Below are 21,176 nucleotides of genomic sequence, written 5' to 3'. Positions count from 1 at the left end.
TCACTTAATGCCCCCCAGCAATCCGACATCCAGCATAAACACTTTATACGCATTCATACTTTGATATGCTTTCAGAGGCATATGTGGTTCATTTACACGATTAACTTTATAAATCAGTCCACAATCAATCAGCCATTGAATTGCTATTTCAAACTCGCTGCTACGAGCCCCCTTTTTTATTTGAGCAAAAAAGAATTTTTTATTTTCTTTTGCCAACTGCATTGCTTTATTTCTTTATTATTTTTAATCTCGGAAGTTCGACAAATTGAAATTAAACTGATAAATAGCAATCAGTCCAAATCGTAAGCAAAAACCGCTTTGTCGAAATTGCGGTTCTTTAAATCTTCATCTGAAATAATCCAAAAGATATTCCACAGACAGCCAACATTGTAATCGTATTGAAGCAATAGATGTGTTTTTTCGTCTACATTCGGAATATTGCCCCCCGTAGGATAACCGAATAATTTGTTTCCGTTATTCGAAAGGTATTCAATATCATAATCTGGAGCGGCTTCTGCAAGACGGTCAAATTGGTTATCGTCAAGCACATATCCAAGGGACTGATAATCTGTGGTGAGTTCAAACTCAACAGCTTTTTCCTCGAAAGCTTCTGTAAAATACTTTGAATAATATGGAACAGGCGGCACAGTTCTCTTTAAATTCGACAGGTCGCCGTTGTACCAAATTACCTTATGAGAATCTGAATTTTCGAGGTCGTCAGCAACGCTTTCAACCCATTTGTTGGTTTGGTGAATTGAGTCGATTTCTCCGCTCCAGAAAAAATACAAAATACCCGTGTGCGGAAGCCTGTTTTCAATATCCAAGTCAGCAATGTCCGCAAGATTGATTTGAGCAACAAGCTGCATTGCTGATTTTTCGTACCGCTCAGTGTCATTTCCACGCTTGCAAGAATAGCCCGACATTGTGGGATATGGAATTTCAGGCGGGAGATCGGGAAAGCCACCGATTTTACTTGTGCCTTTTGCAATTACATTTTCCCCGTTCTTCTCACACATTTTAATAGTATTTTTTCGGTAGTCTTTAATGTCTTCTGCAATATCTGTGTGTCCTTCTTTAATAAGGAATTCAATCAAATCAATTTCGTGCATTTTCATCTCATACCTCCAAATTCCGATTTGTTCTGCGCTTTTTCATGCTCTAACATTCTTTCGTTCTTCCATATATAATTCAGCTATATATGATGGTCCATTGCACCATAGCCTTGTTTCCTCATCATATAATGCTTTCCCTGTCTTGGAACATAAAAAATCTGTTAACACTTCTTTTCTATCCTTGCCTGTTTCCTCAGCAATTTCATCTGTTACCATAGTAATAAGAAGATCTATTGTATAATCCATTTTTTCTTTTGAAATTGTTACTTCAGCCATACCTTCTCACCTTCCACAAATTTCAGACATTCAATAGCCGCTTTTGTTTTGAAACAATACTGATCTTTTAATTTATTAGGCAATAATTGCTTGATACAAAAAGCATCTGCTTCCTTACCCCCTATGGTTCCAAAAGCACCAGCAAGATAGGCAGTAAGTGTAGCATTGGTTGCATCATCCGCAATCTTACCTGCAATAACATCATATTTTTCCATGTCATGTTCAACTTCAACAAATAACTTTTTCTTTCGATGGGCAGCAATACAATGCAACCAATCAACATCCGCTTTTTCAAAAATATGTATTTCAAGTTTTCTGGAAAGTTGTAACTCAAAAGTTGAAATATACCCATAATTCTGATTTTCCTGAATTTTACCTGCTGCCACCGCCTTAACGATTGCAGTTTTTAAAAAATTTGCTGCCTGTTCCTTTGATGTAGTTAAATAGAATCCCTGACCAAAATCTTTTCTTTTAGCACATTGGGTAAGATCTGGTTCTTTTACCTCACAATAGCTTCCATGATAAAAAATAAATCCGTCTTTCAACTCAAGCATTAATTTTTATCCCCTTCCTATCAAGAAATTCTACGATATCTTCAAGTACAGCCTCATCACCTTCACAATGGAAAATACCATAGCCTTTTTCTATATATCCAAGAACATCTACTTTTTTAAATAAGTCAATAATTTGCTCAATTGATAAATGCCATTCTTCTGAAGCAAGTCTAATTAATCTTGTCTGCATAAAGGTAATTTCTGCTTTCTCGCTCATTACGGCCGCCTCCTAACTTACGAATATAGTATCCTTTTTCTTTTCCCTAGTATATCATACCCATATAGAGGTTTTCCATATCATTCATAAATATAAGACTATAACAGATTCGGTTTCGAATCACACAATTGTATATGAAAACAGAATTTCTGAAACAATCTTTATTGCAAATATCCCATTTTATATTTTCATTGTCCTGAGCTTCACATCGTTTTTTTTCTATTTCTCTTAATAATTCTACCTGCAGCTTATCTGCTTGTCCAGCTTGCGGAACATAATTTTTCCAAATATATTTACATTCATCAAAATACTGCTGCTCGTCCTCTTCGCCTATGATCGCATCAATCGTCAAATTGCTTTTTCCTCTTTTGCAATTGAAACAATTATAAATATTCCTCTTCGACTTCTGGTTTCCATCATATTATCCTACTCCTATGGTGCTAAGCCCAACCTCGCTGTTTTCTCATAACAATTCTTTTCACCGTAACAGATTATCCAATACTGTTCCAACCATCATTGAAATTCAGGAACTCCAAAAACTCTCTTCCTCTTAAAATCCACCATAATGAGACAGCGTCTCTGTTGCCAATTCTGTCCCAACTCTCATAGCCTCATAAATATTCCCATTTATCAAATGTGAACATACAAAGCCTGCATGGTAACTATCTCCACAACCTGTAGTATCAATTACTTCTTTAACTTCATTAGCTTGAACAAAATACTTTTCACCATTATGATATGTAACACTTCCTTTATCAGCTAAAGACACATTAAATAGCCCTTTATACTTCTTTGAAAACGCTTCAAATATTGGGAGAATTGATTTCTCTCCACTAATCATGAAATAATCTATATATGGTGCATATTTTTCCATTTCTTTAAAATTACGATATTCTACAAAATCCACTGCCAATCTGAAATTGTTATTCTTTTTTAAATCTATAATTTGTCCAAAACAGCCTGCCCAAAAATGTACAAATACAACATCTGATTTTTTGATAAACTCTAATTCATCATGGTTCAATATCATTTTATCAACAATATCACCCGTCCATGAATCATCTTTGTAATATCTGTCACCGCCGGCTGTAAGATATGTACGATTATTCGCTGTTACTTTATCCTTTTCTACTCTTACGTGGCTTACATCTATTCTCTTATCAGAAATAGAATCCATAATAAATTTTGCGTAAGAATCCTGTCCAACCGCACCCAATATTGAAACATTGAACTCCTCAAATTTTGATGCATGGGCTGCAAAATTAAGGGCTTCACCGCCAGCATATAGTTCATCAGTTCCATCAAAAACATCTACACATAAACACGGAAGTGCTACTAAATTTATCATTCTTTATACCTCTAAAATTTCTAATTTTTCTGTTTTATCAACTTAATTCTATCATAATATAAAATGACTTCCGGCAGGGTTGTCAAAATTTAAAAAACCAGAAAAGCTTCCCCCCATATGGATTTTTCTTACTGAGCAACCATGCTGAAACTGCATGTAATAATAAAAATGCACCGCTTATGATCGTCATTACCAGTTCAAACTGTGATAAGACCGACATAGAATTATCATTCTTCGGCATACCGGCCGCAAAGAAAATCAAAGCATCTACAAGTGCTAAAATCTCAGCCGTATAGAACGCATTCACCGATTTGTTTTTCATTTTTATCTCCTTATCACTACTCCATGGTTTATTACTGAAAATGCGAATTGTTCAACTTTGTTCAAACTCAAATACATTAAGTCCTGTTTCTCCATCATAAACTCTTTCAACTTTTCCATTAATTATCGTAATTACCAGCTCACAGATTGCACTGACAACCGCTCTGTTCAAATGTCCTCCAAACACTGCGCCTTTCTCGTTTCCGGCACTCATATGAAGGTGTGCACAATATTCGCCATTCATTGTACTGATCGTACCTGTCAGCGATGTGATTTCATAATATCCTTTAAAGCTGTTTGAGAAATATTTCTTCTCATCCGTCTTATATACTCCGACCGTGAAATCATTGACAGCTCCAATCGCATTAATACTGGCAAGTTTTATATTCTCATTTATGGCAATTGCTTTCAGTTGTTCTAATATCTCCTCCCCTTTGTCAATCCTTGCTATTATTATATTGTCAAATTTTTTGTATTCCATTTTATTTCTCCATTCTACTTCAAATATGTATCCATAAGTACAACAATTGCAGGTTCATCATCAAATGCTCCTAAATGCATTATTCTTTTCATATTTATCTTTACTCTACATGATGATAAATTTTCAATCTTTGTGCCTCATTTGCCTCAAATCCAAACTTTTCATAAAATGGAATCTTATCAGGGACTGCACATAATTCCACAAAAATGTCTGTACCTTTAACTCCATTGTCATTTATGAATCTTCTTAATTCATTTATTAACATCTTTCCGATACCTTTTCCCTGATATTCAGGTCTGACAACAACATCCTTAATATAGTAATTAAGTCCCATATCACCATTCATTCTTGCCATAGCAACAATGAAATCTCCATCCCATACAGAAACTCTGAATAAAGTATGTTTCATTGCTAACCTTGTCTGTTCAAGAGACGGTCCATCTCCCCATACCGTTTCCCACAATTCAATAAATTGTTCTGCTGTTAATTCATTATATTTCACTATTAAATTTAACATAAGATATTTCCCTCCAATACTGTTCTTTAACTATTGTTATTCACAACTAGGGAATTATCTTAATTTTTCCCACTTCGCAAATATATCATATCCACCAATTGTACGCCATCTTCATATATTGGATGGTCGTAATTATCTGTAAAAAAATGTGGTACGCTATGCGAACAGGCAAAACCACACTCTATGATCTTCATCAATATCACCCCTCCAAATCCATCACCATACACGAATCAGATGCTTTAAACCCTAACGATTCATACAACGGTCTTCCCATCTCTGTTGCATCCAGGCTTATTTCTGTCACACCATTTTCTTTTGCCTCATCAATCAAAATCTCAACCATTTTCTTAGAAATTCCTCTTCTTCTATAATCTGCACGAGTATAGACATTCATTAAATGCGCCCGATTACCTGTTGGATGCGAAAAGGTTGGCATAATCCATGTATAGGATAAGCTTGCACATCCTACAAGAGTTTCTCCATCAGACGCAATAACCGTAGTCTGTTCCCCTGACTCAAAATATCTTCTGCTCTCAAAGATAAAATTCTCGTCATATTCATACTCACCGGACAAGCCATTCACTTCTCTAAACATTTCAAGTCTCAGCTTCATCAGAATTTTCATATCAGCTTTTGTAGTCTTTCTGTATATAATCTTGTTCATTTCCTACCTCCCTTAACAATCTATCCAACAGCATCTACCGATTATTTATAAACATTTTAAAATTTCATCTCTTACAAACGTGTAAATTGATTTTAATCACTCAAATTCTTTTATATCATTCCAACTTCTTTCCTTTATTAATTGCTGTATAATTTTAGTTGAATTCTCCAGCTTTTTCTAAGTGCCACATACGAAATCAGAAAGTTTGCAAGCCAGCCGGCCGGTACAGCAAGCCAGACAAACGCAATACCGAAACGGGGTGCAAAAATCAATGCAACCGACAAGCGTATCGCAAGGTTTACCATATTTGCAATGAGAAACGGACGCATAATTCCAAGTCCGCGAAGGACTCCGTCAGTTGCCATCTTAATACCCATAAAAATGAAAAAATAACCAAGCCATCTCATATAATCACCAGACACCTGATACGCCAAAGCAGTTCCATCTTTACCAAGAAATAGCGAAGAAATTTGTGTGTGCAGTGTTTCAATGACTACAAAAGCAAGCACTGCAAAACATACATCCAACACCAACGCAGCATGATATCCTTTTTTGATACGTTCAATTTTCTTTGCACCATAGTTCTGGGAAACGTATGGTGAAACTGCATTACCAATGGATACGAATATCAATGAAAAAACATTCTCTACTCTCATCGTTGCTGCATAACCTGCAAGCGCCTGCGTGCCGAATGGATTTACAACAGCCTGTACGATCATCATACCAATTGACACTGTAGACTGCTGCAGAACAGACGGAACGGCAATTTGAAGCATAGAAGATAGTTCCTGCCTGTCAAACCAGTTAAAGGGACTTTTATATCGACGCATCCGGCTAAAGAAAATCAAAAGCGAGAACACGGCGGAAATTCCCTGTGCAATAAGAGTTGCGAGAGCGGCACCGAACACACCCAGACCAAGACCGGCCACCAGCCAAAAGTCCATAAAAATATTCAAAATAGAAGAAACTATCAAAAGGCCTAACGGAATCTTCGATTCACCGATTGAGTTAAACATCGTTGAAAGAATGTTATACATAAACAGAAACGGAAATCCCACAAAATAAACGCGAAGGTACAACACTGCTTCCTCCAGTATATCAGCAGGTGTTTGTAATGCAGTCATCATAAAACGAGAAAAACAAAAACCGAAGATACCCAAAAGTACGCTTAAAATCAAAAAACTGATCAAGGATGTTGATACAATTGTTTTCATTTTGCTATAATTTTGGGCTCCAAAATAGCGACTTACGAGCACTCCCGCCCCTACCCCGGCACCAAGTGCTATACAGATAAAAACATTTGTCAGTGCGGCACAGGCGCCAACTGCCGCAAGTGCAGGAGCACCGACATACTGACCAACAATGATTGAATCTGCCATATTGTATACCTGTTGAAAGAAGCTGCCCAGAATCATAGGCATTGCAAATACAGTCAGTGCTTTAATAGGGGCATCTGTAATTAAATATTCATCTTTTGACATTATCATTTTCCTCCATAAAACGTAAAACATTACAAAATCAGAGCTAACGCGGCCAATACAATGTTATTGCATACAGTCAACTTGCTTTTTTCTGTATTTTAACGGAGAAACTCCGTATGTTTTTTTAAAACTTCTGATAAAATAGCTTATATTTTGATAACCGCTCCGCATTGCTGCCTCTGTAACAGAAATATCGGTGTCTTGCAACAGCTGTTTTGCATACTCTAACCGTAAATACGCCACATATTGTGAAAGTGTAATATGAAAATGCTCCTTAAAATATCTGGATATATATTTTTCAGAAAGATGAAATTGCTCCCCAAATTCTCTTAATGATATTTTTCCTGTAAAATTCTGCTGTATATACGAGACCATTTCTTTTTCTACAATATTTCTACCACTTGTGTTATTTTCTACTATAAATCCCTTTTCCCACATTTCAAGAATAAATTGTAAAAGAATTATTTTGGTCTTTATCTGCGTCGCTATGTTCAACTCTCTTTCACTCTTTTTTGTTTTATATATCTCAATTAACTGCTCACACAATTCTTTTATCGTATCTTTTACACTGGGACTAATCATCAGACGACCACTGTCTAATGGTTCAAGTAATCTATCATCTAGTATATCATCTGTATAAAATGATATATATTTCAATGGGAAAAGAAAAGTAAAATAATCTACAGTATCGGTCTTTGAACCCATAAAATGCAGATTGCCCGGTGATACAACGAGGCATCCCCGGGTTTCCCGATATAGTTCTCTCCTGATATATTTACAGTCAAAAAGCCACTTTTTACATATATAATTTCGAATTCATCATGCCAATGTACCGGTATCTGAAAGGACTGCCCCGCATTCTCTATGTGATATGTACTGAACGGATCATCCTTTGTACCATGTGGTTTATTTTCCTTTAATTCAAAATACATAATCTCTCCTATAGTTCTATAAGACTCTTACTTTTCCATTTTCCGCTTTTCCATCGAAGCACCATTCCAACAGCTCTCACACATTCATCACCTGCCATGGCAATATATGCTCCTACCGCCAGAAAGCCCAAATGTATTCCAAGAAAATATGTACCGCCAACCGCAAACAGATACATGAAAATTGCACCCATTATAACCGGAAAAACTGCATCTCCACTGGTTTTTAACGCCTGACTATACACAAGATTTGTCACCCTTCCAAGTTCAAGGAATATATCTATTATTAACAATTTTACAACAAGACTTATCATCTGTGCATCATCCGTAAATATATGCACTATAATGTGTCCGGACAGTGCAAATGTCACAGAGAAGCATGTGGCTATTACAAGGCCATATATCTCTGCTTTTTTTATACCCCTGTCACATTCTTCAAACTCCTTTGCTCCGATTCTCCAGCCTGTCATAATAGCATTAGCCTGTGCCAGTGCAGCTCCTGCACAATATGAGAAATTTGCTATCTGCATAGCATACGAACGAGCTGTGACATTCATTCCGTTCGCATCCATCTGATTCATAAAACGCACTATAAATGTCATTGCTATATTATAAAGTGCTGTTTCAAATGCAGAAGGAAAACCTATTTTAACAATCTGCGCAAGTATCTTTCGCGGCAAAATACGATCAGGGCTTTGTTTTGCTTTTATAAGTACAGCGCCCATCACCGCTACAATAACAAGATTTACAACCCTTGAAATAACCGTGGCAACGGCAACTCCCATTACTCCCCAGTTAAATACAAATAAGAATACCGAATTTAGTATTATATTAAGAACATTTCCAACAATAGTTCCCATCAGGGAATGCTTTGTATATCCAAATACTCTCAAATAGCTGGAAAAAATAGGAATAAGCGCATTTAAAAAACATGTTCCACCAACAATTTTGAGGTATGTTTCAGCCGGTTCAAACAAAGCAGGAGCAATACTTACTATTTTAAGTATTCTGCCGGAAAAAAAGGCAAGAACAACAGACATCAGAATACCTATGAACGCATTAAACATAAGTCCAAGCTGTCTGGCCTGATATGCTATCCCGGGTCTTCCCGCTCCGATATTTTGTGACATAACAGCTATCATACCCGATGATATCACTCCAAACATAACAATGAAAACACCTATATAAGTATTTGCTGTTCCCACTGCTCCCACAGCCTGATCACTTACAGATGATAACATAAGTGTATCAACCATCCCTGAAAGCATATAGAATAAAGTTTCCAGGCATATTGGCACAGATAATTGCGATAATGTTTTCCTTTCAACCATCATGTTTTCTCCTTACATACAAATATAACATATATTATCAATAATACGATATATCTTTCTGTGTTTCTTGTATAATATCAAACAAAAATGGCACTATTTCTACTATTTCACGCAATAATCTATCAAAAATGTTAATCGAATCGTTGACATTAAGACTATTTATTTTAACGAAACGAGATTTGTATTCTATTCGTTTCCTATATTTTTTCCTCTTTTTTCTTTTTTTGCCTTACGAAAAGGAATGCGCATAAGCCTGCAAATATAACGACTACAGCTATAAGTATCAGCAATACCGGAATCCGGCAGACGCTCGAAGAGATAAGCTTAAGTCCCTGATAAAGTGTATACACACCAAATGTCGAGAATATCACAAATGCCAGTGTATTAAGTAGTCCATCCGGAGTTTTGCTCTTTAAGAGATAACCGACCAGCATACCAAGAATGTCCGCTGCAAATAGTCCGAGGGAACAACCGATCCATACAATAAGTGCTGCCCCCATACCTTCATTCGCACCAAATGTTATAGCGGTAAGCTGAGTCTTATCTCCAAGCTCAGCTACAAAAAGTACAGAAAACAGCCAATGGCGCAAACTTGATCTTTGATCTTCCGTTTTCTTCTTCCTCTTCGTCGCCATCTGAAATCGTTGATGCTGCGAAGTAAAGAAATGCAAGTGCTGCAATATTCTTAATGAGCCATTCCGGAACAAATTCGCTGACAAGTCCACCTGCAAGAACCGCCAGACCATTCAGTACAAGAATTGCGGCAGCAGTTCCTATTATGATATCTTTTAATTTGTACTTAGACGTAAGAGCAATCAACATAAGCTGTGTCTTGTCTCCCATCTCCGCTATGAATTCCGTAAAAAATACCTTTAAAAATAATATCATTTGTTATACCCACATTTATCTTATAACAATATAAACTGCATATACTGCATAGAGAGCAACCATACACAAACCTTCGATTCTTCCGATTTTCTTCTTTGTCCCTGCAAATATCCATACACACACAGTAAATGCAACCAGTACACACAGATCAATAATATTCTCTCTGATTATACTGATCGGACTGATCACTGATGCAATACCAAGTACCATAAGTATGTTAAATATATTTGAACCGATCGCGTTACCAAGCGCCATATCAACTTCATTCTTTCTGGCTGCAACAATTGAGGTCACAAGCTCCGGGAGTGACGTGCCTATCGAAACGATTGTAAGTCCGATCAGTGTCTGACTCATTCCGAGATCACTTGCAATTCTTGATGCCGCATCAACGGTCACATCCCCTCCGACTGCAATCGCTATTGCTCCGCCAACGATAAACAGAATACTGACCGGAACGGATACAAGCTTAATTTCCTCATCCGAGCCACCTTCAATCTCAACTTTCTTTCCTTCTTTGTTGGCCTTTAATGCAATCCTGATCATGTAAAAAATGTATCCTGCAAATAAACCAATAAATATAGCACCATCCATATGTCCCAGCGTCATGCCTGTTTTGTCTCCAAGACCGATTATTCCTAAAAGCATTAAGAGTCCGGCACATATAAGTGAAAGCGGAATATCTCTCTTTATCGTTTCCCCTGCAACATTTACTGTGGCTAATATTGCACATACTCCAATAACAACCATCAGATTAAAAATATTAGAACCAACTACATTACTAACTGCAAGTTCATTATTGCCTGCTATTGATGCTGATACACTGACCGCTGTCTCCGGAAGCGATGTTCCCATCGCAACAATTGTAAGTCCAATAATTATAGATGGAACATGCAGTCTCTTTGCTACACTCGAGCTTCCCTCTACAAAAAAATCCGCTCCTTTGATCAGCAGTACAAAACCGATCACAAGAATTACAATTACAAGAGCAAATGGGGCGTTGTTAATGAATTTTTCCATATTATTCTCCTTTTTCTCTATCCATACCAGTGCCGTCAGCCGAACTGTCTGCTACTATAAAGTATGTCCGACAGATTAAAAAAGACTCATGTATATCAATTATCCGCCGGTGTATATTACACAAGCTGTTAATCGATATACATGAGTCTCATTATTTAAGATTTGCCAGATTATACTCTCTTATTATAATCAGAATGTTGACAAATCACACTTTCGCGCTAACTACTCCCTCATGGAATATTAAGTTACTCGATAAATATTATCAAATGTAACCATGTGTGTCAACATCTTATTCTAGAAATATTTTTTCTTTACAAATCAGCTACGCTCCACGCATTTAATGTCTTTAAAATGATTTCAAGTGTATCTTCTCTTGCTTTCTGACATTCCTGTGGATATTTCTTCTCTCTTGGGAGCGCACCATTATTTACCGGAAAATATCCGAGATTATGACTGCCAGTCTCTGAATTGATGTGTTTGAAGCCGTAGCTGAAGTTCTCCCGCTTTAACCGTGCTGTCAATAATTCTGCATCATGCTTTGCCGGAACAGATTCATCATGTGTAGAGGTAAGAAAAAGAATATCTCCACAGATCTTTTCTACCGGTATCTCATTCTCAATCGTTCCCTCTTTCTCCCATTCCTCAAAAAAGTACAACAGCCGCACATGATGTTCCTTTATACATTTTTTCAGGAAGTTGGAGAACATATGCTTATTTGAAACATAAGGGAAATCATTTCCACGATATGAAACCATAGCCTTACATGGATCTGCATCTGCCTTACCACTGCCCTGCATAATATGTCCAAAGGAAGATGCAGCTATAACAAGACTGATATCCGGAACAACTGATGCAGCAAGCAACGCCATTCCTGCGCCTTTGGAATTACCATACATACCAAAATGCCTAAATCTGCCATCTCCATACTCTTTCATACGGTCAACCGCAGTCTGAAACATCTCCAAAGGAATTGCCCGCATCTGATCCGGCTGTCCGGGTGCGCCATAATAAGTCATGGCAAGAACTGAATACCCTTTCCCTGAAAATAACTCCGCGTACTTCTCAGGCAGTTCCAATCCCTTAAGTCCCTGAATAACGATCAGTAGCCTGTCATCCTTATTTTCTACCTCATATAAAACTCCCTCAAATCCATCGTTCAGATATGTATATCTCTGTTTTTTCATAGCTGTCTAACTCCTCTCCTTTATTAAAGCACCTGTATCATTATCTCAAACAATTCCGGTTTCAGCAGAACCAGTCCTGCATGGCCTAATTTAGGCAGTACTTCAAATTCTGTCTGTGGAAATTGACGTTTCACATATTCAATATCCTTTTTTCTCTTTTTTTCCTCATCCTTTGTGTACCAGTAGTGAAGCTTCGTATCTATTTGAGGAACTGGTTCGGGAACTTTATAATTATTGCAGGAATCAAATGTCCGCCATAATGTCTTTCTGCTGCAATGCTTTAAAACATCTGGCACGTACTGCAGATCTTCCTTCGTATAATCATCTGTTGCAAATGCCTTTTTCAATAAACCCACTCCGCCTGCTCTTCCGATCATCATCATAAGATAATCTTTCAATGCAATAAAACGTGTCACGATCCATGGAAGCTGACGACTTTGTATTTTTCACATTCATATGGCGCACAATTTCGCCAGAACATAAAAATTGAAAACATCAAGTTAGTCATTTCTAATCCATGTCATTATAGCACACTGCTCATAAAAGTGGAAAATAAATATTAACTCTCTCTATAGGCTTCTTTTCACCTCTGCGATCCAATCATTAATTTTGTTCTCTGCTGTTTGCAGTACCGGACCGCCTTGTGAGTCAAATTTGATCTCCATTGGCTTTATGATCTCTGCACCTTGACAGATCTTTCTGAGATCACGTTCACTGTTCCCAAGTCCGCTGCCCTCATGTGTCATAAGTGCCATTACCTTTTCTCTCACACCTGCCGGGGAACATTTCTATCGAAAAAAGTCTTGTCATTACCAGTGACATAGCCCAGATGCTCAGAGAAACAAAACGTATTGCTGCTAACGACAATAAACTATTAAGAATCGGCTATTATAAGGGATATAACGGAAATGAATTATCTAAAGCAATTTCTTTATTTTCAGAAAAATATCCCGGCTGTTGATGTTCAGATCTCTGTCGGAAGTCATGAAGAATTATATCACGCTATGGAAAATGGCGTAATCGATCTTTCTTTAAATGACCGGCGCCGTGCATTCTCCGATGCATATAACAATATGGTTCTTGCTGAGAGCACACTCTACATTGAAATATCCACGAAAAATCCACTCAGCAAATTGCATGGCCTGGAAATCATCGATCTGAAAAAAACTCCATGCATCCTCGTCATGAATCAGACCAGTCAAAAGGAAGAACAGGAATACTAGGAAACAATCATCGGACTGCATGGAGAATTTCTCTTTGCCGATACAATACAGGAAGCACGGCTCAAGATCGTAACCGGACAGGGTTATATGCCTGTAGATGTGATCGGTGAGCAGAGCTGGTTTAACACTACTGTATCCAGGCTTCCGCTCACCCGAAATGGCGAATCCGTAAAAAAGTGGAATATAAAGTGTGTAAATTGTTGCTTATAACCTACGCACTTTATATTCCATTTAAAAGCTCCCGTTTTTATTTCTTTACAATTTTAACCTTGTTTCCCTGTCCTTTATTTTTAAGGATCTTCTTATATGCTTTTAATTTCTTAGATGGCACTTTGATCTTTGCATTTGCTTTTATTCCCTTATATGCATTCTTGCCGACACTCTTTAATTTTGTTGTCTTTACAGTTATCGTAGATAACTTCTTACATTTCTGGAATGCAGATGCTCCGATCGTCTTTACATTTCCTCCCATCGTTACGCTCTTTACTTTAGTCTTATTGTACAGCGCTTTCTTTGCGATTGAAGTTACCTTAAAGGTCTTTCCACCAAGCTTCACAGTCTTTGGAATCACTACTTTTGTGGTCTTTGTACTCTTTATACCTGCAAAGGCAACTTCAGAACCACTGGTAAACTTATACTTATATGCACCAGATGTTACTGTTGTTCCTTTCTTTGCATATATTATAAAGTTCTTGGTTATGCCTCCGGTATATTTGCCTTTTCCCTTGATGATCACGGATGCTTTTCCAATATTCTTATTCTTCTTATAGGTAACTGTATAATCAGTTCCTGCCTCCAATTTCTTTCCAGCAAAAGTTACAGATTTTACCAAAGGCTTCTTCGCCTTTCCGTTATAAGCATATTTTGTTGTATCCAAAGTAACAGCTGTCTTTGCATTTGTCAGCTTATAGGAGCTCGCTGGAACAGCGATCACTACCTTTATTGTCGGAGATGCCAGATAGTTCTCTGTCTCTGCATATCGTACATAATAATTACCTGCTGCAAGCCCACTCACCATTGTGCCTGATGTTACACTGACCCAATGGACCTCATCTGTACTGTATTCCATTACTGTCGTCAGCTTATCGATTGCTCCGTCCTTTGCCCCTGCCTTACTTACATTTATGGCAGTCAGCCTTGCTGGCGCTGCTTTGGCTGCTTTCTCGATTTTAAACTGTACCTGTGTCTCATCATGATATATGCCCATACCTGTAATCGTAACAACTGCATTTCCGGCATTTATGTTATCTGCATAAGCAACCGTATAATCTTTATCTTTTGCCAGTGTCTGTCCGGCATAGGTCACAAATACCTCCGGCTCCTTTGCTTTTTTGTCATAGGTATATGTTGTCGGATTCAGTGTAACAGATACCTCTGTATCAGTCATTCTGCGATAACGAAGTTCTGCACTTTGAGCGATCTCTCCACTAGGGTCATTGATTGTATTTCTGTCTGCTGTATCTGTCGGATATTTTTTTCTCCGTACAAGTGAATAACCGTCTGGCAGAAATTCCTGAATGGAACCCAGACTCTCTTCCAGTGTATTCTGACCATAATTTCCGATTCCATCCCCCACATTGTTTAATACCAGTTTTGAAGTTTTATCCATTGTAAGCTTCTCCAACCAGCATTGCTCGGAACTGTTATTTCCTGCTACCGTAACTTCACTTTCTTCGAGCACTACTCCACTATTTGTCATCCATTGCAAATTTCCAAGTCTTGCCTTTGCATTCTGGAAAGTCAATACTTTAGTAAGCCTGGTACCAGTATTTTCAATCTTGCCTTTGTAGTTACCATTTATAATTGTAAGGTCATTTTCTGCGGCAAGTGTACCAATCGCTAACGTATGTCCATTCAGATCAAGTGTCACAGCTTTCGCCTCATCAATCGCCACATATCTTCCGTTTGCATACACATCCCGGATAAGTTTTATGGTATCTCCATCCTCTAAGTATCTCAGATCATTATATGCTCCCCCTCCGCCAAGATCACCATTCAGCATCCTCTTTGAAGTTCCATCTGCTCCTATCAGCTCTGCATATTCAATATTGGATGTTTCACACACCATACAGCGACCGGAATATCCTAATATAATCGGATGTTCACAATTATCTGCATAATATATCTGACCGGTTGCCGTCATCTGTACCCATTTTTTCTCTCCATCTTCATACGATACTGTATTATTCCGGGTCTGCAATGTCCCTCCAAGGAGCGGTATAGTATTGGAATCAGTACTTCCACTTCTGCTTATCGAAATCTCGTTTTCTGATGTATTCAGTATAATGGTGCTTCCCCCTATGACCGGATATCCCCCTGCTCCGGTAAGGGTAATCCCATATTGAGCTTGAAGCTCTGCATTACCAGCAATTACTGCATTATTTGCACTCATCATGGATATTCTTTCTGCATTGATCTTCGCATTTTCTTCGATTAAAGCAGCATTACCATTTGCCTGTAACAGAACAGTTGTCGCAGGTGCATTGATTTCTGTATTTCCGGTTGATACAACACCCTCTTCACTGGTTACTTTTACATAACCGCTGCCTGTTGTATCTATCTTAAGATTACCATTTACTGCGGTCTTCTGGACATTCATCTCTACACCACTTTGGGTTTCTACCTTAAGATTACCTTCTGCTATTGCTTCTCCAATAAACAATATACTCCGATTCGAAGTAGTTCCATTTGATGACAGATAAATATCTTTTGCTTTGAAAAAGGCTTCTGATGCATTAATATTACTGCCATTAATTAAATCCAAATAATTACGGTTGTCTGTTTTTATCAAGCTGATTTCTCCGTTTTGTGCATCCGTTGCCTCTATCATATGCTTCACCGTTCCGTCCGACAGGTATAAGCCAAAATCATTTGCCTCAAGCTTAACAGAGCCGGCATATATGAATGCATCACCGACCATTGCATCATTACTATTAAGTGCTATTTCTCCGGTGGTTTTTAAATCTACCAAAGAAAGTCCTTTTATAAGAGCATTTCCGCCATATCCGTTAAGCACAATATTTCCAGTATACTCATCCGTAATAAGGGATGAATCCTCAGTTCCGGCAATCAATGCTTTCGTATCTTCACTGTTTGCTAAATAGAATCTGCCCGACCCTTTCAGCGTCAGGGTTCCGTTTTCAATTTTCAGGATTTCTGTTGAACTTCCTCCATTTGAATATATCCTTACATTCCCATATACTTCTATAACGCCGGCATCATAATAGATATATACCTCAGGAAGCGAATCCGGGGCACACTCACTCATCGTTCCGCTTCCTCTGCTTCCTCCAAATTCATAATATTTACCATCCTGCAGTTCGGTTCCGTTTATGGATACCTTTAAAGTCTCCGCATGTACCAGACCCATACCCTGCGTTCCAATAAATACAGCCGTCACCATCAGCAGTACTGCTGCCAACATTCCAAACACTTTCTTTTTTAATTTCATAGATTACCTCCCCATATTTGATTTTTAGATTTGAATTATGATTACCCACCTTTTTCTCTTTATAGCATTCTTGTTTAAACAGTGTCAACCCATACAGGCTAAATCACTGAAGAAATCCTGTTAAAAACGGCATAATTTCACGCAGGTTGACACTGTTATGTCGTTGTCTACTACAGAAAACGACAGTGGTCTCAGACTACTGTCCATCCAAGCCACTGCCGAATTTACAACTTCTTTCTATTTACTTTTATTTAACTGTTACCTTTACTTTCTTAGCGCATCCATTTACTGCATAGATATATACATAACAGGTGCCTTTTCCTTTTGCTGTGATCTTACCATCTTTGGATACAGTTGCTACCTTTTTATTTGATGTGTCATATCTGAATTTTGCTGTATGACCAAAGAGTGGAAGTTTATTATTCTTTTTAATAATAGTTGCTTTTATCTTAGCTGTTTTTCCCTTTTTCAGGCTGTAAGCGGATTTCTTTGTCTGAATCTTCTTGACATCTGTTACAGTCGTATTCTTCTTGCCAACCGCATGACCTGTAATGGATTTTCCGATGGTCACTTTCTTGCCGGCAACCTTCTTATATGCAACTACATAACATTTTACATTATCTTTCTGATTTACAGCCTTCTTATCCAGCTTATTGATCGTCACAGATAAGGTCTTTGCAGATTTTACAGACTTAACAACGGTGTATTTTCCCTTCTTACAATATGCCATATATACATCATATCCATCTGCTTTTGCAACCTTGCCCCATGTTACTTTAATCGACTTTCCTGTAGTGATATTGAACTTGGAGCTTAATGCCTGATCGTTTGCTTTTGTCCGTTTTGCTTTTACCACCGGTTTTGTCGGCTCCGGATCTGATGGTGTGGACTGCTTCACCATCCACTTAGCATAAAGAATTGTATTTCCTGTTAATGCTTTACCCGGCACAGCCGCCTTTGTGAGTGCCTCGTCTGTGTACCAGCCTGCAAATTCATATTCAGCTTTACTTGTTGTTGGAAGCACATCCGGGAGCTTCTTCTGGTGTACAGCTTCAGTTACTTCACTTCCGCCATTTGTGTTATATGTGATCTTATATCCAAGGTTATCATTCTCGATAACTGTATATGGAACATTTCTCTCTAATGGACTATTTGAATTTGTTGTATACCAATTAAAATCTGCATATCCAACATCATCTTTATGGTTTTTATGCTCATCCGTCTGCTTAACCTCATAACACTTCTGATCTCCATCACTGATTCCTACATCTATATTATCCGGATCAGAGTCAGCAGATGTGATCCAGATCATATGACATTTCCTACATACAGTGATCCATTTATTAGGCGATAACTGATTACCAAAATAAATCTTGTCTCCGACCTGCACTTCATCTGCTTTTAATACTGTATTTGACGCATCTACGATATCTGCCGCAGCTTTCTTGTCTGCATCTACATACTTACAGATTGAACATGTATATCTGGCTTCACCTGCAGTTCCATAAGAATGTTCCTGGAAATCTTCCTTCAAATCACTATGTTCACAGGTTGCCGCATGCCAATGACCATACTTATTACTTTCCCATAAATGAGAAAACTTATGCGTATGCTCTGTCCATTTCGCATACAGCGTTATGTCTTTAACCACTGTAGAACCTGCCCACACTTTTTCTGTAAGTGCTTCGTCCTTATACCAGCCTGCAAATTCATATCCCTCTTTAGTAGGAACCGGTAAGTCTTTTGGAATATTAGTCTGTTTTTCAGCCTTTGCAACCTCACTTCCACCATTTGTATTATATGTGATCGTATACCCAAGTGTTCCATTTTCCATAATCGTATATGGTGTATCAAATGAAACCGGAGTTTTTATATATGTTGTATTCGTTGTTGCAAAATACCAGTTAAACCAAGCCCAACCAACAGAACTTGCATGATCTTTATGTTCCTCTGTTTTCTTCATCTCTACACTTATATGGTCAGCATTATATGCAATCCAGACCATATGACATGTTGTACATACTGCTACCTCAGGATTTGATGTAGTCTGAACTCCTCTGTAAACCGTATCCCCTACCTGTAGAGTCGTAGGATCAATCGTTCCTGACCTGTATTCTGTTGCATTTACTTTCATTGTTCCCATGCCTACAAACATAACAATGCCAACCAGCAAGGCCGTCAGGATGCCTGTAACTTTGTTTTCTTTTAGTCGTCTTACCATATTTTCTTATCCCCTTTCATTCATCTGAATACAACACATAATACAACATATAGTATGATTATATCTGCATGTCTCATTATGTTGTTCCAAATAAGTTATTTTCTGGTATTGTACCATAATCATTTCCCCATACCGGATTCTGTGCACGAAATGTCTGAAAAACGGCATGAAATGTTTTACTGGGTTTGAAAATACAGTCTATGCGTATGCAAAAAAAAGAAAGATAGCATGCCACTATCATGTATCTTACACGATAATAAACAATACTATCTTCCTTTTTATTCTCTATTTGAACTTTATGAATGATATTTTATTTTTACATCATACCCATTCCGCCGCCCATACCTGCACCTGCCGGCATAGCTGGAGCATCTTCCTTAATATCAGCTACAACAGATTCTGTTGTCAGTAATGTAGATGCTACGGATGTTGCGTTCTGTAAAGCACTTCTTGTAACCTTAACAGGATCGATGATACCTGCTTCGATCATATCTACATACTTCTCATTGTATGCATCAAAACCGATACCCGGCTGTGATTCTTTGATCTTATTGATGATAACAGAGCCTTCCAGACCGGCATTTGCTGAAATGTGGAATAACGGAGCTTCCATAGCCTTAAGAACTACCTTAGCACCTGTCTTCTCATCGCCTTCAAGTTCTGCAACCAGTTCTGCAACCTTCTTAGCTGCATGAATATATGCTGATCCACCACCTGCGATGATGCCTTCTTCAACAGCAGCTCTGGTAGCATTTAATGCATCTTCCATACGGAGCTTAGCTTCCTTCATCTCTGTCTCAGTAGCTGCACCAACACGGATAACTGCTACACCACCTGCAAGCTTTGCAAGTCTTTCCTGAAGCTTCTCTTTATCGAATTCAGATGTTGTCTCTTCAAGCTGAGCCTTGATAACATTTACTCTGCCCTGAATATCTTCCTTTGTTCCGAAACCATCTACGATAACCGTATTCTCTTTTGTTACCTTTACGCTCTTAGCACGACCAAGGTCATCTAATGTCGTATCCTTTAAGTCATAACCAAGTTCTTCTGAGATAACTTTACCATTTGTAAGGATAGCAATATCCTGTAACATTTCTTTTCTTCTGTCACCATAACCAGGAGCCTTAACAGCTACAACCTGGAATGTACCTCTTAACTTATTTACGATTAATGTTGTAAGTGCTTCGCCTTCTACATCTTCAGCAATGATCAAAAGCTTCTGACCACCCTGTACGATCTGCTCAAGTACCGGAAGGATATCCTGGATATTTGAAATCTTCTTATCTGTGATCAGGATGTATGGATTATCAAGCTCTGCAACCATCTTCTCCATATCAGTTGACATGTAAGCTGAAATATATCCTCTGTCGAACTGCATACCTTCTACGAGGTCAAGCTCTGTCTTCATGGACTTGGACTCTTCAATCGTGATAACACCATCATTTGATACCTTTTCCATAGCATCTGCAACCATCTGACCTACTTCATCATCACCGGCTGAAATAGATGCAACTCTTGCGATCTGCTCTTTGCCGTTGATTGTCTGGCTCATCTCTGAGATTGCTTCTACAGCCTTATCACAAGCCTTCTTCATACCCTTTCTGAGGATGATTGGATTTGCGCCTGCTGCAAGGTTTTTCATACCTTCATTGATCATTGCCTGAGCAAGAACAGTAGCTGTTGTAGTACCATCACCTGCAACATCATTTGTCTTTGTTGCTACTTCTTTAACGATCTGAGCACCCATGTTCTCAAATGCATCTTCCAGCTCTATATCCTTTGCAATTGTAACACCATCATTTGTGATAAGTGGTGAACCATATGACTTTGCAAGAACTACATTTCTTCCTTTTGGTCCAAGTGTTACTCTTACTGTATCTGCTAACTGATTTACGCCTGCTTCAAGAGCCTTTCTGGCTTCTGCTCCGTATTTAATTTCCTTTGCCATTTCTTTCTACCTC

General features: G+C 38.1%; 24 protein-coding genes. 1 reads left to right on the top strand and 23 read right to left on the bottom strand.

The genetic code is table 11. The features are described from left to right. The 20 genes from DW959_RS14340 to DW959_RS00425 all read right to left on the bottom strand — a co-directional run bounded on the left by DW959_RS14340 (position 1) and on the right by DW959_RS00425 (position 13,090). Positions 1-222 carry a DUF4143 domain-containing protein gene (locus DW959_RS14340; RefSeq protein ID WP_117807675.1) on the bottom strand — a complete coding sequence of 74 codons (222 nt, stop codon included), beginning with the start codon at positions 220-222 and terminating at the stop codon, positions 1-3. 68 nt (positions 223-290) lie between these two features. Beyond that, positions 291-1,115, bottom strand: a complete 825-nt coding sequence (locus tag DW959_RS00520; RefSeq protein WP_117822760.1) for a YwqG family protein — start codon at positions 1,113-1,115, stop codon at positions 291-293. 36 nt (positions 1,116-1,151) lie between these two features. Further along, positions 1,152-1,388, bottom strand: a complete 237-nt coding sequence (locus DW959_RS00515) for a hypothetical protein (RefSeq protein WP_117807677.1) — start codon at positions 1,386-1,388, stop codon at positions 1,152-1,154. Then, positions 1,376-1,942, bottom strand: a complete 567-nt coding sequence (locus tag DW959_RS00510) for a DUF3990 domain-containing protein (RefSeq protein WP_117807678.1) — start codon at positions 1,940-1,942, stop codon at positions 1,376-1,378. Before DW959_RS00510 ends, DW959_RS00515 begins: the two co-directional genes overlap by 13 nt. After that, positions 1,935-2,159 (bottom strand): DUF3791 domain-containing protein, encoded by a 225-nt coding sequence (locus DW959_RS00505; protein ID WP_117807679.1) that lies wholly within the window; start codon positions 2,157-2,159, stop codon positions 1,935-1,937. The genes DW959_RS00510 and DW959_RS00505 overlap by 8 nt, the downstream gene beginning before the upstream one ends. A gap of 550 nt (positions 2,160-2,709) precedes the next feature. Then, entirely contained in the window at positions 2,710-3,507 is a 798-nt protein-coding gene (locus DW959_RS00495) for a PfkB family carbohydrate kinase (protein ID WP_021943277.1), read from the bottom strand. An 82-nt stretch (positions 3,508-3,589) separates the two neighbouring features. Continuing rightward, positions 3,590-3,829 (bottom strand): hypothetical protein, encoded by a 240-nt coding sequence (locus tag DW959_RS00490; protein WP_226801116.1) that lies wholly within the window; start codon positions 3,827-3,829, stop codon positions 3,590-3,592. Positions 3,830-3,880: 51 nt separating this feature from the next. Continuing rightward, the gene (locus DW959_RS00485; protein WP_117822762.1) at positions 3,881-4,309 is read right to left on the bottom strand and encodes a PPC domain-containing DNA-binding protein; all 429 of its coding nucleotides are present in this window, start codon (positions 4,307-4,309) and stop codon (positions 3,881-3,883) included. A gap of 100 nt (positions 4,310-4,409) precedes the next feature. Beyond that, positions 4,410-4,826 carry a GNAT family N-acetyltransferase gene (locus DW959_RS00475; RefSeq protein ID WP_117807683.1) on the bottom strand — a complete coding sequence of 139 codons (417 nt, stop codon included), beginning with the start codon at positions 4,824-4,826 and terminating at the stop codon, positions 4,410-4,412. Positions 4,827-5,025: 199 nt separating this feature from the next. After that, a complete protein-coding gene (locus DW959_RS00465) occupies positions 5,026-5,490 on the bottom strand; it encodes a GNAT family N-acetyltransferase (protein WP_117807684.1) in 465 nt (154 codons plus the stop codon). Between the two features lie 137 nt (positions 5,491-5,627). Then, a complete protein-coding gene (locus DW959_RS00460) occupies positions 5,628-6,971 on the bottom strand; it encodes an MATE family efflux transporter (RefSeq protein WP_181985699.1) in 1,344 nt (447 codons plus the stop codon). 63 nt (positions 6,972-7,034) lie between these two features. Further along, positions 7,035-7,676: an AraC family transcriptional regulator gene (locus DW959_RS00455; protein WP_347475287.1), complete on the bottom strand. Its 642-nt coding sequence runs from the start codon at positions 7,674-7,676 to the stop codon at positions 7,035-7,037. Further along, positions 7,652-7,903: an AraC family ligand binding domain-containing protein gene (locus tag DW959_RS14970; RefSeq protein WP_347475286.1), complete on the bottom strand. Its 252-nt coding sequence runs from the start codon at positions 7,901-7,903 to the stop codon at positions 7,652-7,654. The genes DW959_RS00455 and DW959_RS14970 overlap by 25 nt, the downstream gene beginning before the upstream one ends. Positions 7,904-7,911: 8 nt before the next feature. Continuing rightward, positions 7,912-9,234 (bottom strand): MATE family efflux transporter, encoded by a 1,323-nt coding sequence (locus DW959_RS00450; protein WP_118614914.1) that lies wholly within the window; start codon positions 9,232-9,234, stop codon positions 7,912-7,914. 194 nt (positions 9,235-9,428) lie between these two features. Beyond that, complete coding sequence (locus tag DW959_RS14335) at positions 9,429-9,821, bottom strand: TMEM165/GDT1 family protein (RefSeq protein WP_243023272.1); 393 nt, start codon at positions 9,819-9,821, stop codon at positions 9,429-9,431. Beyond that, positions 9,784-10,119, bottom strand: a complete 336-nt coding sequence (locus DW959_RS14330; RefSeq protein WP_243023271.1) for a TMEM165/GDT1 family protein — start codon at positions 10,117-10,119, stop codon at positions 9,784-9,786. The genes DW959_RS14335 and DW959_RS14330 overlap by 38 nt, the downstream gene beginning before the upstream one ends. A 15-nt stretch (positions 10,120-10,134) precedes the next feature. Further along, complete coding sequence (locus DW959_RS00440) at positions 10,135-11,136, bottom strand: calcium/sodium antiporter (protein ID WP_008402794.1); 1,002 nt, start codon at positions 11,134-11,136, stop codon at positions 10,135-10,137. Positions 11,137-11,447: 311 nt separating this feature from the next. Further along, positions 11,448-12,320: an acyl-CoA thioester hydrolase/BAAT C-terminal domain-containing protein gene (locus DW959_RS00435; protein WP_118614911.1), complete on the bottom strand. Its 873-nt coding sequence runs from the start codon at positions 12,318-12,320 to the stop codon at positions 11,448-11,450. A gap of 23 nt (positions 12,321-12,343) precedes the next feature. After that, entirely contained in the window at positions 12,344-12,703 is a 360-nt protein-coding gene (locus tag DW959_RS00430) for a hypothetical protein (protein WP_243023270.1), read from the bottom strand. Between the two features lie 186 nt (positions 12,704-12,889). Continuing rightward, the gene (locus DW959_RS00425; RefSeq protein WP_147353054.1) at positions 12,890-13,090 is read right to left on the bottom strand and encodes a hypothetical protein; all 201 of its coding nucleotides are present in this window, start codon (positions 13,088-13,090) and stop codon (positions 12,890-12,892) included. Between the two features lie 138 nt (positions 13,091-13,228). On the opposite strand from DW959_RS00425, the gene DW959_RS00420 reads away from it, so the two are divergent. Beyond that, complete coding sequence (locus DW959_RS00420; RefSeq protein WP_118614908.1) at positions 13,229-13,543, top strand: hypothetical protein; 315 nt, start codon at positions 13,229-13,231, stop codon at positions 13,541-13,543. A gap of 247 nt (positions 13,544-13,790) precedes the next feature. On the opposite strand, the gene DW959_RS14325 is transcribed toward DW959_RS00420, so the two are convergent. From DW959_RS14325 to groL, 3 genes are all read right to left on the bottom strand, one after another. Next, positions 13,791-16,994 (bottom strand): leucine-rich repeat protein, encoded by a 3,204-nt coding sequence (locus tag DW959_RS14325; RefSeq protein ID WP_243023269.1) that lies wholly within the window; start codon positions 16,992-16,994, stop codon positions 13,791-13,793. A gap of 247 nt (positions 16,995-17,241) precedes the next feature. After that, positions 17,242-19,215 (bottom strand): InlB B-repeat-containing protein, encoded by a 1,974-nt coding sequence (locus tag DW959_RS00410; RefSeq protein WP_118614905.1) that lies wholly within the window; start codon positions 19,213-19,215, stop codon positions 17,242-17,244. 316 nt (positions 19,216-19,531) lie between these two features. Next, positions 19,532-21,163, bottom strand: a complete 1,632-nt coding sequence (groL, locus tag DW959_RS00405) for a chaperonin GroEL (protein WP_117807695.1) — start codon at positions 21,161-21,163, stop codon at positions 19,532-19,534. Positions 21,164-21,176: the final 13 nt, after the last annotated feature.

Source organism: Clostridium sp. AM46-21, assembly GCF_003480025.1.
In the GTDB taxonomy this organism is placed as follows: Bacteria; Bacillota; Clostridia; order Lachnospirales; family Lachnospiraceae; genus Coprococcus; species Coprococcus ammoniilyticus.
The sequence above is the reverse complement of the archived record's forward strand: the minus strand, read 5'-3'. Positions and strand labels throughout refer to the sequence as shown.

Bases quoted from the DNA above. Each gene is read 5' to 3' on its own strand.
- DW959_RS00505 (WP_117807679.1), bottom strand. From the start codon at position 2,159: ATGAGCGAGAAAGCAGAAATTACCTTTATGCAGACAAGATTAATTAGA.
- DW959_RS00485 (WP_117822762.1), bottom strand. From the start codon at position 4,309: ATGGAATACAAAAAATTTGACAATATAATAATAGCAAGGATTGACAAA.
- DW959_RS00495 (WP_021943277.1), bottom strand. From the start codon at position 3,507: ATGATAAATTTAGTAGCACTTCCGTGTTTATGTGTAGATGTTTTTGAT.
- DW959_RS00430 (WP_243023270.1), bottom strand. From the start codon at position 12,703: ATGATGATGATCGGAAGAGCAGGCGGAGTGGGTTTATTGAAAAAGGCA.
- DW959_RS14330 (WP_243023271.1), bottom strand. From the start codon at position 10,119: ATGATATTATTTTTAAAGGTATTTTTTACGGAATTCATAGCGGAGATG.
- DW959_RS00465 (WP_117807684.1), bottom strand. From the start codon at position 5,490: ATGAACAAGATTATATACAGAAAGACTACAAAAGCTGATATGAAAATT.
- DW959_RS00490 (WP_226801116.1), bottom strand. From the start codon at position 3,829: ATGAAAAACAAATCGGTGAATGCGTTCTATACGGCTGAGATTTTAGCA.
- DW959_RS00455 (WP_347475287.1), bottom strand. From the start codon at position 7,676: ATGGGTTCAAAGACCGATACTGTAGATTATTTTACTTTTCTTTTCCCA.
- DW959_RS00420 (WP_118614908.1), top strand. From the start codon at position 13,229: ATGAATTATCTAAAGCAATTTCTTTATTTTCAGAAAAATATCCCGGCT.
- DW959_RS00510 (WP_117807678.1), bottom strand. From the start codon at position 1,942: ATGCTTGAGTTGAAAGACGGATTTATTTTTTATCATGGAAGCTATTGT.
- DW959_RS00515 (WP_117807677.1), bottom strand. From the start codon at position 1,388: ATGGCTGAAGTAACAATTTCAAAAGAAAAAATGGATTATACAATAGAT.
- DW959_RS14970 (WP_347475286.1), bottom strand. From the start codon at position 7,903: ATGTATTTTGAATTAAAGGAAAATAAACCACATGGTACAAAGGATGAT.
- DW959_RS00435 (WP_118614911.1), bottom strand. From the start codon at position 12,320: ATGAAAAAACAGAGATATACATATCTGAACGATGGATTTGAGGGAGTT.
- DW959_RS00520 (WP_117822760.1), bottom strand. From the start codon at position 1,115: ATGAAAATGCACGAAATTGATTTGATTGAATTCCTTATTAAAGAAGGA.
- groL (WP_117807695.1), bottom strand. From the start codon at position 21,163: ATGGCAAAGGAAATTAAATACGGAGCAGAAGCCAGAAAGGCTCTTGAA.
- DW959_RS14340 (WP_117807675.1), bottom strand. From the start codon at position 222: ATGCAGTTGGCAAAAGAAAATAAAAAATTCTTTTTTGCTCAAATAAAA.
- DW959_RS00460 (WP_181985699.1), bottom strand. From the start codon at position 6,971: ATGTCAAAAGATGAATATTTAATTACAGATGCCCCTATTAAAGCACTG.
- DW959_RS00410 (WP_118614905.1), bottom strand. From the start codon at position 19,215: ATGGTAAGACGACTAAAAGAAAACAAAGTTACAGGCATCCTGACGGCC.
- DW959_RS00450 (WP_118614914.1), bottom strand. From the start codon at position 9,234: ATGATGGTTGAAAGGAAAACATTATCGCAATTATCTGTGCCAATATGC.
- DW959_RS14325 (WP_243023269.1), bottom strand. From the start codon at position 16,994: ATGAAATTAAAAAAGAAAGTGTTTGGAATGTTGGCAGCAGTACTGCTG.
- DW959_RS00440 (WP_008402794.1), bottom strand. From the start codon at position 11,136: ATGGAAAAATTCATTAACAACGCCCCATTTGCTCTTGTAATTGTAATT.
- DW959_RS00475 (WP_117807683.1), bottom strand. From the start codon at position 4,826: ATGTTAAATTTAATAGTGAAATATAATGAATTAACAGCAGAACAATTT.